The sequence below is a fragment of the Halodesulfovibrio spirochaetisodalis genome, assembly GCF_001672295.1.
In the GTDB taxonomy this organism is placed as follows: domain Bacteria; phylum Desulfobacterota; class Desulfovibrionia; order Desulfovibrionales; family Desulfovibrionaceae; genus Halodesulfovibrio; species Halodesulfovibrio spirochaetisodalis.
On sequence record NZ_JXMS01000013.1, the window covers coordinates 1 to 17,166 of the forward strand.

Consider the following 17,166-nt stretch of genomic DNA (forward strand, 5'->3'; position numbering starts at 1 on the left):
CTGCTAAAAATATTAACATATTGAATTTGATTACAAAACAGAAAAATATTTTTAATAAAAAAGCAGGGAGGTAACCTCCCTGCTTTACTCACTATAGAAGCTATATCCTGTAGGCCGAAACCTAGCGCAACAAACCTATCTATTTTTTCTTTCGACTAAGCTGATATTTGCGCACAGCTTTATTGTGCTCTTTCAGTGTCTTACTGAATTTGTGTGATCCATCACCACGAGACACAAAGAACAAATACTTATGTTTGGCAGGGTGGAGAGCAGCCCGTATTGCCTCAAGTCCCGGCGAGCAGATAGGCCCCGGAGGCAATCCTCTATGCTGATATGTATTGTAGATATTCTTTTTATTTCGAATATCAGCACGGGTGATATCACCGTTAAAATCTTTCCCGATACCATAAATTATTGTCGGGTCAGCCTGCATCCGCATACCCATTTCGAGTCGGTTTGCATAAACCCCTGCCACAGTATCCCGCTCGGCAGGAACACCGGTTTCCTTTTCCACAAGAGAAGCCAGTATAATTACTTTGCGCAGCTCTTCAGGGCTCGGCTTATGATCACCCCACAATGATGCTGTTTTCTGCCAAAAAGTTAACACAAGCATGTCCGCTACTTTCTTTGCAGCGTCCATATTCATAGTCTGCGGCTTATTAAGCTTATATGTCTCAGGAAACAGAAAACCTTCTGCATTGGAAAACGGGATATTATGTTTCTTCAAAAATTCCGGATCATGAATGACTTTTGCAAAGTCTTCTGCCTTTGCAAACCCTTGCTGCTGCACTATGTCAGCAATCTGCCACCATGTTAAACCTTCCTGAAACGACAGGGTGTACAACACCCCTTTACCTGTCACGAGCTCTTTAAGCAGGCGTTCTGGTGTCCATCCTGTATTGAGCATATATTCGCCAGCTTTCAGGTTGTGCTGCTGCTTTTTGATACGCACCATCAGCTGGAATACATACGGATATTTTACTGCGCCCTGACGCGCCATATCTTCAATAACCTGATTAAAGGATGCTCCTTCCGGAACAACCAGTGGAATTTCGCGCGGCTCGCTGGACATTGGCGAACGTGTATACGTTTCAAACGCAAACCAGACACCGGCGGCAGAAAGCAGCACAAGCACCAAGATTATACTGCAAATTTTAGTGAAAGTTCCCATATCGATCCTCTAGTCGTATAATTGTCTGTGTTCTTCTGCTAAATGCAGGAACGACTCAAGAATACGCACTGCAGCCTGCTGATCAATCACCTGGTCAATCTCATGGCCTTTCAGGCCGGCATCCCGTAATTCCAATTCCGCTTCAAATGAGCTGAGTGCCTCTTCAATAGTGTATATCGGTAAATCACACCGACGACGTAATCTTGCTAAAAAATTGCCTACCTGACGTGACATAAGCGTTTCTTCGCCATCAAGCGATTTAGGCAGTCCTACAACAATGGCGACAGGCTCTTCTGCTTCAATGAACGCCAGAAGCTCCGCGAAGAATTTATCGCGAGTCTTCATTATAACCGTTTTACGTGGAAACGCCATATTGCCACCAGTATCACTGGCTGCAAGTCCTGTCCGCTTTGTCCCGTAGTCTATAGCAATATATTTCATGCAGTTACTCTTCTGCCCTTTGTACGCAAGACTCCCCTCCGTTTGCGGGAGGGGAGTCAGTGCAATTAAAGACCAGTTGTATCTACGATTCGCTTCGAATCTTTTTTCACCGACTCTGTCGCGATACGTTTTATATGTTTTTTCCAGTCATCCCCATACAACATCTGGGCAAGATATTCCACCGTGTGCAGTACAGGTCTTTTTTCGTGTAAGTTCAGGAAGATTCGTGAAATACCAACTTTACAGGATGGACAGCCCACAATAACAGGAGCGTCCTTCTGCATTGTCGGCAGCACCAGAGCCAGTCCTGCTTCTTTTTTAGCACGCAGCTTATTGTAAATATCCGGACTGGTCAGAGCACCCATACCGGATTCGCCACAGCATCCCGGATTAAGCTCCACATCAGCACCAGATAACTCACTGAGCGCAGTTGCGTACATGCCCGCAGCTTTATTCTTATGTACTCCGGTCCACTCTGCATGACAGGATGGGTGGTACAATACAGAATGTCCGCTGGCGGCATCTTTCAGAGCATCTTTACCCATACGTTCAATGAGGAACTGTACGGCATCCTTATGCTCAAGCTTGATATTCAGTGACTCCGCAAGCTCGTAGGACTCAAGTCCCTCACGGCAGGAACCGCATGCGGTTATGGAGTGTGTGATATTCAATCCCGCACGAACAGCATCAGCAAGAAACGCTTTCATTTCTTCGATATTAGCCGCACGGTTTTTCTTGTATTCTTCGTCTTTACCCGCAGCAAGCAGCGGATACCCACAACACATATGGCGTGGAGGCATAATCACAGCCACACCGGATTTGAGCATCAGCATAAGCGATGCAAGACCGATGTTTCTGTAGAACAGGGAACCACCGCATCCAGGGAAGTAGAACACTGCTTCCAGCTCTTTTCCTTCCGGTGCGTTATCAGGAACAAAGATCGCGCCTTTATCCAGACGGATAGCTTCGTTCAAACCACGGTATCCCACTTCAGGGCCGAGGCCGGAGAAAAGAGGGCTGTTAATATTGGAACGCCATGAGCTTGGGATAATGCGCAGCATTTTATTCTGCAAACGCTGTCCCATAGACGCCATTTTGGCAGCACGCGGCACTCGTGTAGAAACATCCGCCACAAGGTAATCGAGAACCTTGGACTTGATAGGATGGCCACCTGCGCCTTCATCTTCCGCAAAAGCACGTAATTCAAGTGCAACCTTGGAAGAATCAATCTTAACAGGACAAACTGCCTTACACTTTCCGCAACCTGTACAGTGCTCCATAAGCTTGCGTAACTGCGCCATCAGGTTATCGTCCGGCTTACCCTTGTTCACCTGAGAGTAGTAGACAGCTTCAAGCAATGCACCGAGGCTCAGGTTTTTGTTACGCGGATGGTACAGCAGGTCGCCCTGCGGGTAGAACATCGGACACACCTGCTTACACTTACCGCAACGGGTACAAACCTGTACGTTGGTGAGCAGGTTAATCAAACGTTCTTTTTCCGGCAGACCAGAGGCCTGAATATCGCGGATAAGACGGTTAAACGAAAACGTAAACGGCTTAACCGGAGTATCACGCTGGGTCAGCTTGGCAGGGTTAAGAATGGAAAGCGGGTCTACCCTGCGTTTAAACAAGGAAAGCTCTTCCATCTTCTCAGCCGCGAGGAATTTAATTTTGGTTATACCAATTCCGTGCTCACCGGTTACTTCACCGTCCATCTCCTGTGCTTTGGCCATAACTTCCTCTGCCACTTCTTCTGCATGGTGCAGCATGACAGGATTGTTGGAGTCTACAGGGATGTTTACGTGGCAGTTACCGTCGCCCGCATGCATGTGGTTAGCCACAATAATGCGGGTTGCAAGCATATCATCCACAATCTTTTTGAGATTGCGACGCTGGGACGGGTAACGCTCCTGCGCTTTCTCAAAGTACGCAAGCGCCTGTTCCAGCATTTCCTGGTCTGAAAGCTCAGCAATAGGCACATCACCTTTCGCAACCTTGGAAGCAAAGGTAAATGCTCGGTTGAGCTCTTTATCTTCCAGCGGCATACCGCTCAGGCGTCCGCTTTCACCAAGTGCTGTACGGAACGCTCTGCCCATGCAACGCTGGTTGAGGTGCTCAATAAAGTCTGAGAACTCAGGAATGACATCAATCGGAATAACGATATCTTCGTTAATTTTAAAGCCGGAAGTACGACGCGCAATAGCTGAAAGCTTGTGTCTGTCATCCCAGAAGAGCTCAGCCTCTGCTGCATCCTTTGCAACAAATACGTCCACACCTTCATACGGAGTACAGATATTCACGATATCTTCCACGCTCTTATCAAGCGCACCGGTATCGTTCGAGTTCAACTCAATAATCAGAACAGAAATAGGACGTTCGTCGTACTTTGTAGATTTTGTCTGGTATTCAATAGCCTCAACGTATTTAACACCAAACTCTTCCAGCGCTGAAATTTTAACAAGGTCGCCCTGTTCGCGGATAACATCACGCAGGCCGACAATGTCTTTAATAACGAGCATTGCGTTGCGCATGGAGCGTCCAAAAAACTCCAGCACAAGCACGCGGTCAAACTTCTGCTTCGGATAACAGATAAAGGTTGCCTCAGTGATGATACCATCAGTGCCTTCTTTCTGTACCCCTGGCAGACCGCCGAGAAACTTGTTGGTAACGTCTTTACCAAGACCTGCTTTGCGGATTTGATCACCGCGTAAGGAAATAACAGTGCGGACACCGCCGGACACATCCTTTACTTCAAACACGGCGGTTTCATCTTCCATGATCTTATGACGTGGATGATTAACACGCTCAACAGTAATGATTTCACCAGTCGGTGTAACCATTGTGTATTGAAGGATATTGTCCAGAGTTGTTCCGTATTCAAAGGCAAAAGGACCGCCGGAGTTTTCCGACACGTTCCCGCCGATGGTGGAAGCAGTCTTGGAAGCAGGGTCAACAGTAAAGAGCATGCCACCTTTGTCTGCAGCTTTAATGGCATCAAAGGTAATGACACCGGCTTCAGCAGTGAGGGTCATCTCTTTAGCGTCGATGGATTTGATTGCGCTCAATTTCTGCAAACTCATCACAACAGTACGCTTACGTGCCGGAATAGCGCCACCGGTACAACCGGAAGCACCGCCACGCGGGATGAGTGCAAATTTCATTTCGTTCGCAAGGCGAACAATGGCGCTTACCTGCTCTGTTGCAGAAGGTGCAACAACAAGCAACGGAAGCTCCATGCGCAGGTCGGTTGCGTCTGTGGAACATTCCACTAACGATGCAGGACGCAGATCAATGTTGTTTTTAGGAATGATCTGTCCAAGGCGGCGAACAAGCTCGCTCCGGAATGCCATATCTGCCTCGTAAGCACTCCAGAAGACTGTGATACCTTCGCTCAAAGTGTTTGCGTAATGGTGCGCCAGAGCTGGTTCTGCTCTGTCAAAACGCGTAGTTACACTTGTGCGAACGGTTTCAGCATCGATAAACGGATTGTAACGGACAAGGAAGAGCTCTTCAGCGATTGCAATTGCAAGCTCGCGAACGGCTTCCGGCCAATCTTCAAATTCATCAAGATCAATCCGCAACACCCTATGGACAAGAAACTCGGAACCTATAGAAATATGTGGGCCTTTGTGCGGCATGACCAATTCTCCCAGTAATTAAGAACGAAGCTGAAGAGTTTACTTTTTGTTCTTTAAGAATGCAAGAAGAGCATCGTTGCATCCTTTACCGGCAGGCGTTGGGCAGCAATGCTATGACTCGACTATCTTCTCGATATCTTCATCGGCAGGCTTGGCGCATTTAATGGAGCGATTACGCGTAGGGGAGACAAGGCGCTTGAACACAAACATTTCAACATCTTTTCCATCCAGTTCAGCAATTGGAATTTCTGCACGGGCTAGCGCCTTATGCCCGCCGGCAGAGCCAACATCGTTGAACTGACAATACGCAAAATGGCCAAGATCACGGTTTACACCGTCACCACGGAATATAATCACTGCTTTGTCTTTGTATACACCGCAGACAGCCACCCAGCGCATTTCGTGCACACGCATGAAGAAATCTGCAATAACAACAAGCGCGTCCGGATTCTCCACCATACCAACAAATGCATAGCGGCCGGAACCAACTTTGTGCATTCCGGTAATGGCACGGGAGAAATACTCCAGCCAGTCGGAGTGCATTTCACTTCGGGAAATACGGGAAAGCAGCGGATGGTTGGCAAATTTGCTCAGGTACTTAAACGCCCTGATATCCACTTCGTTGAAGTTTCGTTCAAAATCGTTGGTATCAGTCTTGATTCCGTACATGAGCGCTGTTGCCAGCATTTTTCCCGGACGGATTTTCATCTGATACAGATATTCGGTAAGAATGGTACTGTTTGCACCATATCCCGGTAAAATTTCTTTAAACTCAGACTGTACCGGATAGTCATCATTCAACGGGTGATGATCAATGACAATAGAGTAGTCCAGTTCACTGAACAAAGGATGGTGGTGCGGCTGGGAGTCTACAATGGCAAACCTGTCGTACTGAGCTGTAACCTGTGGAGTCATTTTGATCATTGGGATACGCAGCAGGCGAATCATCGCAAGATTGTCCGGGCGTGTGACGTCATTCACGCTGGCAATGCCTACATCCGCGACCCTGTGGCTCATAATGCGTTTAAGCGCAAGGGCAGAGCCTAATGCGTCCGGGTCGGCATTAATGGTGATCAACCAGCGTTCATTGCGGGAAAACATTTCCAGCAGCTGCTCAATCTGTGGTTTTACATTGCGAAAATACGACATATTATGCCTTTTTTACGTATAGCGGAAGTCCCGCAACCATGAGGCAAACCTCGTCACTCACTGCGGCAACAGCTTGGTTAAGCGCACCCAATCTTCGTACAAACTGACGAACCTGAGAACTTGCCGCAATAGGTCCGAGACCTGCTTCACACGACACTATGGTAACTTGGATTTCATCTGGAACCAATGAAAGGCTGTGTAAAAGCGCCTGTTGCGCCTCCTCCCACTGTTCATGACAAGCAAAAACCCAAAAATCCAAACTGTCGATGAGAATAGAGCGATACTCCAGTATGGACTTTTCTAACAATCGGGGCAATTCAATTCCTGTTTCCTTTACAGGAATCTCTGGAATACGTGCCAGACGATGATCCAGAATCTGCTGCCCGAATGTAAAGTCCTGTGCCTGCCCTGTTGCAAGCAAAAGTGCCGGAGATACACCCTCATACAAGCACTGTAAGCCAAAATCAGACTTACCGGACTTGTCCCCTCCAAGAATAAGTCGAATCATCCTATCTTCCTTCAGTCACACGTAATTGTTCAACAACCGGAATGGATGCTTCTATCTGCTCCCAATCAAAGAGCTCGTAAACAAAGGTACAATCTTCCCCACATAGTTGCAGAACCCTGCGTGCTATATGCCTTCCGGCTTCATCCAGCTGCGTAAGGCTGACATGTTTACTACGCCCTTTCGGCGTTGTTATGTCTGCCGGAGCATTCAAGTGAACCATGCAAAGTCGATCAAAAATATCAGCACAATCAAGTAGTGCATCATGCCCGTATGCAATGATGTGACCTATGTCAATGCATATGCCTAACTCTAACTCTGCAATAACAGGTACCAAATCAACTAAAGCGGCTCCCTCTACATTCTCGATAAGTAAATCATTACAGCGCAGTCCATGCTTTTTCCATGCACGCGCAACAACTTCCAACGCCTGCGAAGCTTCTGTAACAGAAAATGCATCTTTGCCCGTGGTTACCGGAGGATGCAGCACTGCCTGACGTACCCCGAGAAATCGAACTTTATCCATCAACTCGAGAATGATCTCTACAACAGCTGACGGTTTTTGCCACGGTAAATCCAGCGGCAAATGAACATGATACGTCAAATCAAGCGATGCTAACTCATCAGGTAAGTCACTGCTGTCATAGGCAAGGCATGATGCTGATTCGAAAAAGAGAAGGGCAACTTCGTCAACTTTCCCTTCTAAAAACAAGCAGTTTTCATAGATAGTACCGGGCATCACCCATGAAGGCGCAGCAACTGTAGGCTTGTTACGAAGTCTATCTCCGACAAGCCCTGAGCCCTCTTTCCCCTGTTCAGGTGAATTAATCTTTTTCATATGGTTTTCCACATCCGGCGTATGGGCAGATAGCACCACACATTGTGGCGTCATTGTAAGAAAGCCAGCAGCCTCACTAAATCAAGCCAAGCTGTGTCTCTTTATGCTTCTTTTTAGCTTTCAGTGCTGAATGCTTTACCCCTTCCTGCGGAAGGTCTTTCAAAAAACGGGACGGGGCAAGATGCACAGTTCGTCCATAGATCATCCGCTTGCTGGAATGACTAAGAAATAGCAACTGCTCTGCACGAGTCATAGCAACAAAGAGTAAGCGTCGCTCTTCTTCAACATCATAATGTTCCGCAGCACCCTTTGGGGTTCCGGTAAGCGTATCCATACCGCAATAGGGAACTATTCCATCCTCAAGGGCAGGAAGAAACACAGCTTTAAACTCAAGCCCTTTTGATGCGTGCATGGACATTATCTGAACCTTTTCACTCTTCTGACGAACTTGATCAAGCTCTGTCTGCAAATGAATCCAGTTAAGAAGCCCCACCCAACCCTTATGCTCTGTATATTTCTTCACCAACTGCTTAAACGCATTGGATTTCCAGAACAAACGGTCAAACGGTGGAATATCTTCCATGTACACAGCAATACCTTGCGGCCCTTTTGCCAATATTGAATCAGGACAGGATATCTGTTCTTCCTCTTCCTTGGCGGCGATACCCACAAAGCGCCCAGCCGCAGAAAGAATAAGCTCCACACGAGGATCAACCCAGAATGCCTCCTGCTCCGGCACAGAACACGGTATACCGAGTCTGTTAAGCGTCTGGCTGATAACAGGAATAAGCGCCTTAAACCGTACAAGAACAGCAATGTCACCGGGGGAAAGCTCTCCGCCAAGAAGCCGCTCCTGCCTATTATCCTGTAAAGAGTGACTGGTTTGACCAAGAAGTCCTCTAATCTGCGCACAAATCCATGATGCCTCCGCCTCTGAAGACGGGGCTTCAAACATGCGCACTTCAGCTTTAACAGCCTTTTTAGCCTCTATAGGCTGAGCCTGACGTTCCGATGCCATCAGCGCACCTGCGTAATCAACAATCTGCTGCGCAGAGCGATAGTTTTCCGATAGCTGAACGGTTCGTAGTGAAGGTAACTCCTGTGCTAGATACTCCTGCACACCACCATGTGCCCCCCTGAAACCATAAATAGACTGGTCAGGGTCACCGATACCGAAAAAGCCCTGTCCGTGCTGTTCATCCTGCGAAACAAGTTCTCGAACCACAGCCAGCTGCAACGGGGATAAATCTTGAATCTCGTCCACCAGAACGTGTGTCCAAGGACGTACAAAGACATTATTCCGCAGAGACTCCAGCCAGAACTCCAGTAAATCTGTGTAATCTGCAAGATTCCACGAGTTTTTCAGGCTGGAATAATTTTCATATGCAGCCATCTCTTCAAGAGGGCATGGCTCCATACGCTCACGACTTAGGGAAATTATCTCCCACGCCTGTTTGCACTCCTGCTTTGAAGCCTCTGCATTTGCTTCTGCAAACACACGTTTTGATCCTTCTTCAGAAAGCAGCGTAGGTGCATCAGAATAGGAGTTCTGCCAGTATTCAAAGGCTAACCCATGCAATGTGTCAGCACGGGGAATAGAAACTTTGTTCTGGATGGAATCAGCAAGTCGTGTTGTCAGCTCCTGAGCAGCACGGCGCGTAAAGGTCAACGCCAAAACCTGACGTGCACTCACCCCTGAGCCAAGCAGGTGTTCAATACGACCGATCAATGTACGGGTTTTACCTGTACCCGGCCCTGCTAGTACCAGCAGGGGATCAGGCGCAAAAGTTATGGCATCCTGCTGTGCTGCATTGTAGCTGATACTCTCAGCTTCCTCCTGCCGCTTCTGAACTGCGGCATCAAATACAGGCACCGTCGAAGCAGCTTCTTCAGGCGTAAGTCCACTTACCTTTTCTGGAACATCTATAAGACTTTTGCCGTGCTTAAATTCGTTGCGCTCTTTTTGCGAAAACACGCGTACTACACCGAATTCACCATCAAAACCAGGCTGGCGCAGTACTTCTCCCTTACGCATTCGTCCTACAGCTTCAGCAAGCAACGGATGCACCTTGCTGATATCCTCCTGCGGAACATCCCGCAAAATGGACATTTCGGAACCAAGAGCCTGTATGGCCTCTGCATAGAGGGTCATTACTTTTTTTGTTTTCGGCCCTACCCCAAGCACTTCGCTCATAAGCTCAGGAAGCGGTATCAAGGAGCTATAGTCCCCCGCCTTTGACGGCTGTTTAGGAACATCCCTGTCCGCAAGGGAAAGAACACGGTTCAATACCCCTACGGTCAACGGCTTTCCGCAAACAGGACAAATACCGTCACGGGTAAGTGTTTCGCGTGGCTCCATGACCACATTACACTTGCGATGGCCATCCAGATGATATTTTCCTTCTTCAGGAAAGAACTCCATTGTCCCTAAAAACTTGTGCCCCAAGCCTTCACCGCGCAGACTACGGTAGATACCTTCATACGAAATATCTCCGGCAAACAGGTTACATTCGCGGCCAAGCTTATCGCCGGAATGAGCATCGGAGTTTGAGACAAGAGAGAATCTGTCCAGCGCACTCCACAGCCAGTTCATTTCAGGGTCAGAAGAAAGACCAGTCTCAAGAGCAAAAATTTCTGAAGAATAGTCACCAAAGCACTCTTCAATGGTATCGAATCCAGACTTGGAACCGAATATGGAGAACCACGGTGTCCATATATGGGCAGGAATAAGAAAAGCAAAGGGATGTGTCTCAAGAACGAGATCAAGAATATCGCGGGAATCCATCCCGAGAATAGGACGTCCGTCTGAGGTAATATTACCGATTTCACCAAGGCGCTTACTGAACTTTCGGGCTGCTTCCAGCGTCGGCATAAATACGAGGTTATGTACCTTACGCACCTTGCCGCCACGCTTATAGATAGAACTTATTTCGCCCTGCAACATGAACAAGGAACGCCCATGCATCTGCCGCTCATCAAAGCCTGAAATTTCTTTTCCAAGTCCCGCCGTATCTTTCAGTTGGTACAGCCCGCTCTGACTGTCCTCCACAAGCAGGTCTTCCAGCTCATCAAGCCAGACAGGGTGTGTGCAGTCGCCTGTACCAAGGACATTCAGCCCCTTTACCTCAGCCCACGCAGCCAAATGACGCGGAGTTAACTTTTTACTGGTTGCACGGGAAAAACGGGAATGAATATGCAGGTCAGCGCGAAATTGTTTCATGAAGCAAGTTCCCTGGCGTTACGCCTTAGCAGACAAACTCATACAGAAAAATAATCCATCCTGTCCTATCTGTACCAGAGGAATACCCCCTAGACAATTGTGCAAAATAGCCGCCTGTTTTACTGCCCTTCATCCATGTTCTACCCGCTGAAAAGGCTGGCTGAGCCACATCTTCCAGATACAAAAAAAGAACAAAGGCTCTTCTGTATACAACAGAAGAGCCTTTGCTCACTATATTCGATTCGGAGGTAAATATTGTGTAAATCTACCTCTACCTTCCAAAATATTTTACAATTTACCGAGGAAGTCTTTCAGACGAGGATGTTTCGGATTGGAGAAAAACTCGTCCGGTGCTGCTTCTTCCTGAATCACACCATCTGCAATGAAGATTACACGGTCGGCTACTTCGCGAGCAAAGCCCATTTCGTGTGTTACAACCACCATGGTCATGCCTTCGTCAGCAAGGTTCTTCATTACATCAAGAACTTCGCCTACAAGCTCAGGATCAAGCGCAGAAGTCGGCTCATCAAAAAGGATAACTTTCGGGTTCATAGCCAAGGAACGTGCAATTGCCACACGCTGTTTCTGACCGCCGGAAAGCTGATCCGGATACGCTGTCGCTTTATCCGGCAAGCCTACTTTATCAAGAAGGCTCAGCGCAATTTTGTCTGCTTCTGCCTTATCCATTTTGCGAACTTTAATAAGCCCGATGGTAATGTTCTGCAGAACAGACAAATGCGGGAACAGGTTAAACTGCTGGAATACCATTCCTGCTTCTGAACGCACGTAGTTGATGTCTGTTTCTTTTGCGTAGAGATCAAACCCGTCTACAACAATGGTACCGGATGTGATCTCCTCAAGACGGTTAATACAGCGCAATACTGTTGATTTACCAGAACCGGACGGCCCGAGAATAACAACTACTTCGCCCTGCTTAACATTTAAATCTACGCCTTTGATTACTTCTATGTCACCGTAACTTTTGTGCAGGTTACGGATTTCAATCATGTTTGAGGAATCGCTCATGATATGCTCCTAGCGGTGGCTGCGTGCCATCAATTTTTTCTCGTACCAACGCAGAGCTTTCGCAATGGAAAGGGTCATACAGAGGTATACAATCGCGACAGTCAGGTACACTTCAAATGATCTGAAGTTAACCGCAACAATTTCCTGACCGGAACGGGTAAGCTCTGCAACACCGATAACAGTAAGAAGCGAGGTATCCTTAAGCGAAATAATAAACTGGTTTCCCAATGGCGGGATCATACGGCGGAAAGCCTGAGGCCAGATGATGGAGATCATGGTCTGACGGCGTGTAAGACCAATAGAGCGGCCGGCTTCAAACTGTCCTTTATCAATAGACTGAACCGCACCACGTACAATTTCAGCAATATATGCACCGGAGTTAACAGCAATGGTAATGATACCCGCTGTGATCGGATTAATACGAACACCGGTAGCAAGCGGAACACCAAAGTACAGGAACAACGCCTGCACAATCATCGGGGTACCGCGAATAATTTCTATGTAAATGCTCGAAATGGAGCGATTAAACTTATTCTGTGAAAGTCGGCCAAGGCCTGCCACGGTGCCTATCATGAAACCGAAAACAAGACCGAGGAGCGTGATATAAATAGTTAACTCAATCCCTTCTGTAAGAAGCGGAAGAGTCTCTACCATCACTGCTGGTTTAAACTGGAATGCCATGAGTGTATCTGCCTTTAAGTACTTTTGCCGAAAAACTCCGGCGAATAAAATGTACATAGGGATGGCACAACGCCATCCCTATGAAAAAATACTATGAGAGAAAGAGAAGCTGCTATTTAGCAGGTGCGTAACCGAACCACTTAATGAAGAGTTCGTTGTAAGTACCGTCAGCTTTCATTTCTTTGAGCGCTTTGTTTACGCCGGAAACGAGCTTGGAACCTTTAGGGAATGCAATACCGTAAGCCTGTCCCTGATAGATAGGACCAACTACTTTTACCATGCCCTTACCTGCTTTTGCTTCAAAATCCTTAACAACAGGCATATCAAAGATAACTGCGTCTGCACCGCCGGTCATCAGTTCCATGAACATGTTATCGTTGTTAGGGAAGAGCTTGATGTTCTTCTTAGGTACGTACTGCTGAGCAAGGTCAACAGAAGAAGTAGCAAGCTTGGTAGCAACAATTTTATCTTTCAGATCGTTGATATCTTTGATGTCGTTGTTGTCTTCACGAACAAGGATAACAAGACCGGAATCGTAGTAACCATCAGAAAAATCAACAACTTCAGCACGGGAAGGTTTGATTGTGATGCCCGCAACAGCAGCATCAATAGAACCAGCCTGAAGACCCGGGATAATGCCGTTAAAGTCCATTGGCTGGAAGTCGTAATCAAGGTTCATACGCTTTGCGATCTCTTTCCACATGTCGATATCAAAACCAACGTATTCACCGTTCTGTTTAAACTCAAAAGGCTTGAAGTTGGTGTCATGTGCTACAACCAGCTTCTGAGCAAACGCAACTGAAGATACAGAAAGTACGAGCAGTGCGGCAAATATAGCGATAAGACGTTTCATGAATGAACCCTCCTAAAAGTGATTACATAACTAATTTGTGAAATACCTACTATTTCGTTTTTCGCGTAACGAAAAATGTCTTCTCAAAACCGAGAGAGTATTAGCAGACGGATGAAAAAAAATCAAACAAGCTGTATTTTTTTCCGTTTTTGTTATTTGTAAAATCAGTTTTACATTTTTTGTTTTTTATTCATTTTTATTTCAGACAGATAGAAAAATTGCCGTAAACACTCACAACACAATTTTGTTAACAAAATTGTGAGCCAATGGATAGAACAAAAAAAATCCAGCACGCTGAGCTGGTAATTTCCGATTACATAAGCCTGCGTACTGACAAATTTGCACATCTCTCCATATACCAAAAAAGCCAAGCTCGCACAGATACTTTCCTGTTATCGAGCTTGGCTCCTTATTCTCTTGTGCTGCACCTAACAGTGTAGAGGAAAACTAGAGCACATCCTCTGGTGAGACAGAGAACATTTCAAAAGCTTCGCCCACAGCAGGACAGGTGAGTTTTCCTTTGTACGTATTCAGACCAAGCGCAAGAGCACGGTCTTCGCGCAACGCATCTAATCCCTTGTTTGCCAGCTGAATTGCATACGGCAATGTCTGGTTGCTCAGCGCAAAGGTAGAGGTACGAGGAACGGCACCCGGCATATTGGTAACTCCATAATGCACTACCCCGTGGAGGTTAAAAACAGGCTCATCATGTGTTGTCGGCTTGATTGTTTCGCAGCAACCGCCCTGATCTATGGCTACATCAACGACAACAGCACCCTCCTGCATCGTTTTAATCATGTCTTCCGTAACAAGGCTCGGAGCCTTGGCGCCCGGAATAAGCACTGCGCCCACCACGAGATCAGACTTGGCAACCCACTCACGAATATTCGGTTCAGTGGAAGTAATAGTACGGATACGATTGCCGAACACATCATCAAGATACTGCAGGCGCTGGTGGCTGACATCAAGAATAGTAACGTCCGCTCCAAGGCCGATAGCCATCTTGGCTGCATTGGTTCCAACAACACCACCACCGACAACAGTCACACGGCCGGGTGCAACTCCCGGAGTACCACCCAGAAGCACGCCTCGTCCGCCATTTGCCTTTTTCAAAAAGTTTGCGCCTTCCTGCGTTGCCATGCGTCCAGCCACTTCAGACATAGGCATCAGCAACGGCAGGCAGCCGTTAGGGAGCTGAACAGTTTCATATGCAATGGCGGTGGTTCCTCCCTCAAGCAGGGCATCTGTCAGATCGCGCTCCGCAGCAAGGTGCAGATAGGTGAAAAGCAGCAATCCTTCACGAAGATACTGGTACTCTGATGCAACAGGCTCTTTTACTTTAATAACCATATCCGCGCCCCATGCCTCTTCAGCAGTAACCATGGTAGCGCCGGCTGCAATGTACTCTTCATCCATCAAGCCGCTACCGCGACCGGCTTCTGTTTCTACAAGTACAGAGTGTCCTTGCCGAATCAAAGTTGCCGCACCGCCCGGAGTAAGAGCGACCCGATTTTCCAGTGTTTTTATTTCCTTAGGTACACCGATAATCATGACTTCCTCCTTGCAACAGTCAAGAACACAGCCAATATAGTCTGCATCCCTAATTGTGAACATTGAAACTGTGATATACATTCACGCTTGTAACGTGCGTCATTTGGGTTACCTTTCCCTGTACAATCACCACAAATTTGCTACAAGAAAAAAACAAGATTTACGCAGAAAACACCCAAAATTTACTGTGTTATGCGAAAAAACATACACTTATTGCAAATTTGCAACACAAATATGTTTTTTCATGTATGCTCTGGTGCTCACCTTACAGATGTACTTCCTCAACGCACCATAAACAGGCAGCTCTCGCCTGTTCAAAAAAATGCATAATCCATCAACCATGTTGCATAGTTGCGACTACTGCTTATATATGAAAAATTGCTAACCTCAGTTGAAAAAACACACAGCGCATATCTCTTTTTTAAACGAAAACGCACCGCGGCTGTTTACTACACAGCCTGCTGCCAATAATACCAGCACACCACATATACAGTATTCCGCAAGCAATGCTCGTTATCCCGATAAGGAACCATTATGACTTTTTTGACTTTTCTCATTCTCTTTTTCATCGTCGGCGCATGGGGACTGGAAACATGGGTCAGCAAACTAAATATGCAATCCCTTGGACAACCGATTCCAGAAGCTTTTGAACATGCAATAGATGCACAAAAGTATGCTCGGTCTCAGAAATACACACGGAAAAAGAATGCACTTTCCACGGCATCAGGATTCGTGAACGTAGCCGCCATTGTGCTCTGTCTTTTTTTGGGGATTTTTAATGTCTTCAATGAATGGGCATATGCGATTTCAGACAACAACATCCTGCAGGGACTGGCATTTCTCGGCATTGTGTCTCTTGCTTCAATGCTGCTTTCACTTCCGTTCTCTATCTACGGAACCTTTGTGATTGAAGAAGAATTTGGCTTTAACCGCACTACCCCGAAGCTTTTTATTGCTGATCGTATCAAAGGAATTCTGCTCTCAATTGTTATCGGAGCTCCACTTGCCGCAGGTGTTCTCTGGTTCTTTCAGACATTCCCGACCTATGGCTGGCTTATTGCGTGGGGATTTGCCACAGCATTTATTTTTGCTGTGCAGTACGTGGCGCCTATCTGGATTATGCCGCTGTTCAACAAGTTTACTCCACTGGAAGACGGCGACCTGCGTCAGGCAATTGAAAATTTTGCGCAGCGAAACGGATTCAATATTTCCGGTATCTATATAATAGATGGCTCAAAACGCTCGAGCAAAGCCAACGCTTTTTTCACGGGGTTTGGTAAACAAAAACGCATCGCGCTCTTCGATACGCTGGTGAACTCCATGAGCACAGCTGAAATAGTAGGTGTGCTTGCACATGAAATAGGGCACTGCAAGCTTAATCATATTAAACGAATGTTCATCACAAGCATTGCTACAACCGGCATTACGTTTTTCTGCCTGTCTTTGGTGCTCGGATACCAGCCATTGTACGCAACGTTTCATGTGGAACAAATGACCATTGCAGTCGGCATCGTGCTGTTCAACTTCCTCTACACACCACTGTCATTGCTACTGACCATTTTTGCTTCATACCAGTCCCGAAAATACGAATTTGAAGCGGATGCATTTGCAGCTAAAACCACCAAAACGCCTTGGGAGCTTTCCAACGCGCTTATCAAATTATCTGTAAACAGCCTTTCCAACCTGACGCCCCATCCGGCATATGTATTTTTGCACTACTCGCATCCGCCGGTTGTTGAGCGCATCAAGGCTCTCAATAATATATCTATATAATTAAACGTTTTGTTCAAAAGTTTTCCTACCGGAGTTGGACAAAGCCATGTAGTGCAACGCGAAAGAAGCTCAGAGGCAAACAATCACTTATTCTAAGAGAACGTTTATTTTTGACACAATGCAATACTGTGTTGATTTATTATTACGCTGTCACCGATACTGTTTTGTTCATTACTATAATCAGCAGACACTTTTCAGCTAACGCTCATATAATCCTTTTTACGTACAACTCACTAATAACAAAACGCCACAATGCACTGCACTGTGGCGTTTTATACTTTCTTATAGCTACACATGGATTTGCAAATCGCTTGTAGCAA

General features: G+C 46.6%; 12 protein-coding genes. 1 reads left to right on the forward strand and 11 read right to left on the reverse strand.

The annotated features are described in order from the left end of the window. Positions 1–139: 139 nt before the first annotated feature. The 11 genes from mltG to ald form a co-directional block, all read right to left on the reverse strand. The gene (gene mltG, locus SP90_RS08720; protein ID WP_066854643.1) at positions 140–1,171 is read right to left on the reverse strand and encodes an endolytic transglycosylase MltG; all 1,032 of its coding nucleotides are present in this window, start codon (positions 1,169–1,171) and stop codon (positions 140–142) included. A 9-nt stretch (positions 1,172–1,180) separates the two neighbouring features. Beyond that, positions 1,181–1,612 (reverse strand): Holliday junction resolvase RuvX, encoded by a 432-nt coding sequence (gene ruvX, locus SP90_RS08725; RefSeq protein WP_066854645.1) that lies wholly within the window; start codon positions 1,610–1,612, stop codon positions 1,181–1,183. Between the two features lie 65 nt (positions 1,613–1,677). Next, positions 1,678–5,250 carry an FAD-binding and (Fe-S)-binding domain-containing protein gene (locus tag SP90_RS08730; RefSeq protein ID WP_066854647.1) on the reverse strand — a complete coding sequence of 1,191 codons (3,573 nt, stop codon included), beginning with the start codon at positions 5,248–5,250 and terminating at the stop codon, positions 1,678–1,680. A 111-nt stretch (positions 5,251–5,361) separates the two neighbouring features. Beyond that, positions 5,362–6,399 carry a DHH family phosphoesterase gene (locus SP90_RS08735; RefSeq protein ID WP_066854649.1) on the reverse strand — a complete coding sequence of 346 codons (1,038 nt, stop codon included), beginning with the start codon at positions 6,397–6,399 and terminating at the stop codon, positions 5,362–5,364. Between the two features lies 1 nt (position 6,400). After that, on the reverse strand, positions 6,401–6,907 hold the full coding sequence (locus SP90_RS08740) for a bifunctional adenosylcobinamide kinase/adenosylcobinamide-phosphate guanylyltransferase (protein WP_066854651.1): 507 nt from the start codon (positions 6,905–6,907) through the stop codon (positions 6,401–6,403). Between the two features lies 1 nt (position 6,908). Next, positions 6,909–7,742, reverse strand: coding sequence for a cobamide remodeling phosphodiesterase CbiR (gene cbiR, locus SP90_RS08745; protein ID WP_082936368.1), 834 nt, complete (start codon positions 7,740–7,742; stop codon positions 6,909–6,911). A 76-nt stretch (positions 7,743–7,818) separates the two neighbouring features. Beyond that, positions 7,819–10,962 (reverse strand): UvrD-helicase domain-containing protein, encoded by a 3,144-nt coding sequence (locus SP90_RS08750; protein WP_066854653.1) that lies wholly within the window; start codon positions 10,960–10,962, stop codon positions 7,819–7,821. A gap of 288 nt (positions 10,963–11,250) precedes the next feature. After that, on the reverse strand, positions 11,251–11,988 hold the full coding sequence (locus SP90_RS08755) for an amino acid ABC transporter ATP-binding protein (protein WP_066854655.1): 738 nt from the start codon (positions 11,986–11,988) through the stop codon (positions 11,251–11,253). Positions 11,989–11,997: 9 nt separating this feature from the next. Next, positions 11,998–12,669 (reverse strand): amino acid ABC transporter permease, encoded by a 672-nt coding sequence (locus SP90_RS08760; RefSeq protein WP_066854656.1) that lies wholly within the window; start codon positions 12,667–12,669, stop codon positions 11,998–12,000. A gap of 112 nt (positions 12,670–12,781) precedes the next feature. After that, positions 12,782–13,522: a glutamine ABC transporter substrate-binding protein GlnH gene (gene glnH / locus SP90_RS08765; RefSeq protein WP_066854657.1), complete on the reverse strand. Its 741-nt coding sequence runs from the start codon at positions 13,520–13,522 to the stop codon at positions 12,782–12,784. A gap of 447 nt (positions 13,523–13,969) precedes the next feature. Further along, positions 13,970–15,073, reverse strand: coding sequence for an alanine dehydrogenase (ald, locus tag SP90_RS08770; protein ID WP_066854658.1), 1,104 nt, complete (start codon positions 15,071–15,073; stop codon positions 13,970–13,972). A 534-nt stretch (positions 15,074–15,607) separates the two neighbouring features. Here ald and SP90_RS08775 point away from each other — a divergent pair. Continuing rightward, a complete protein-coding gene (locus SP90_RS08775; protein ID WP_066854660.1) occupies positions 15,608–16,846 on the forward strand; it encodes a M48 family metallopeptidase in 1,239 nt (412 codons plus the stop codon). Positions 16,847–17,166 lie beyond the last annotated feature (320 nt).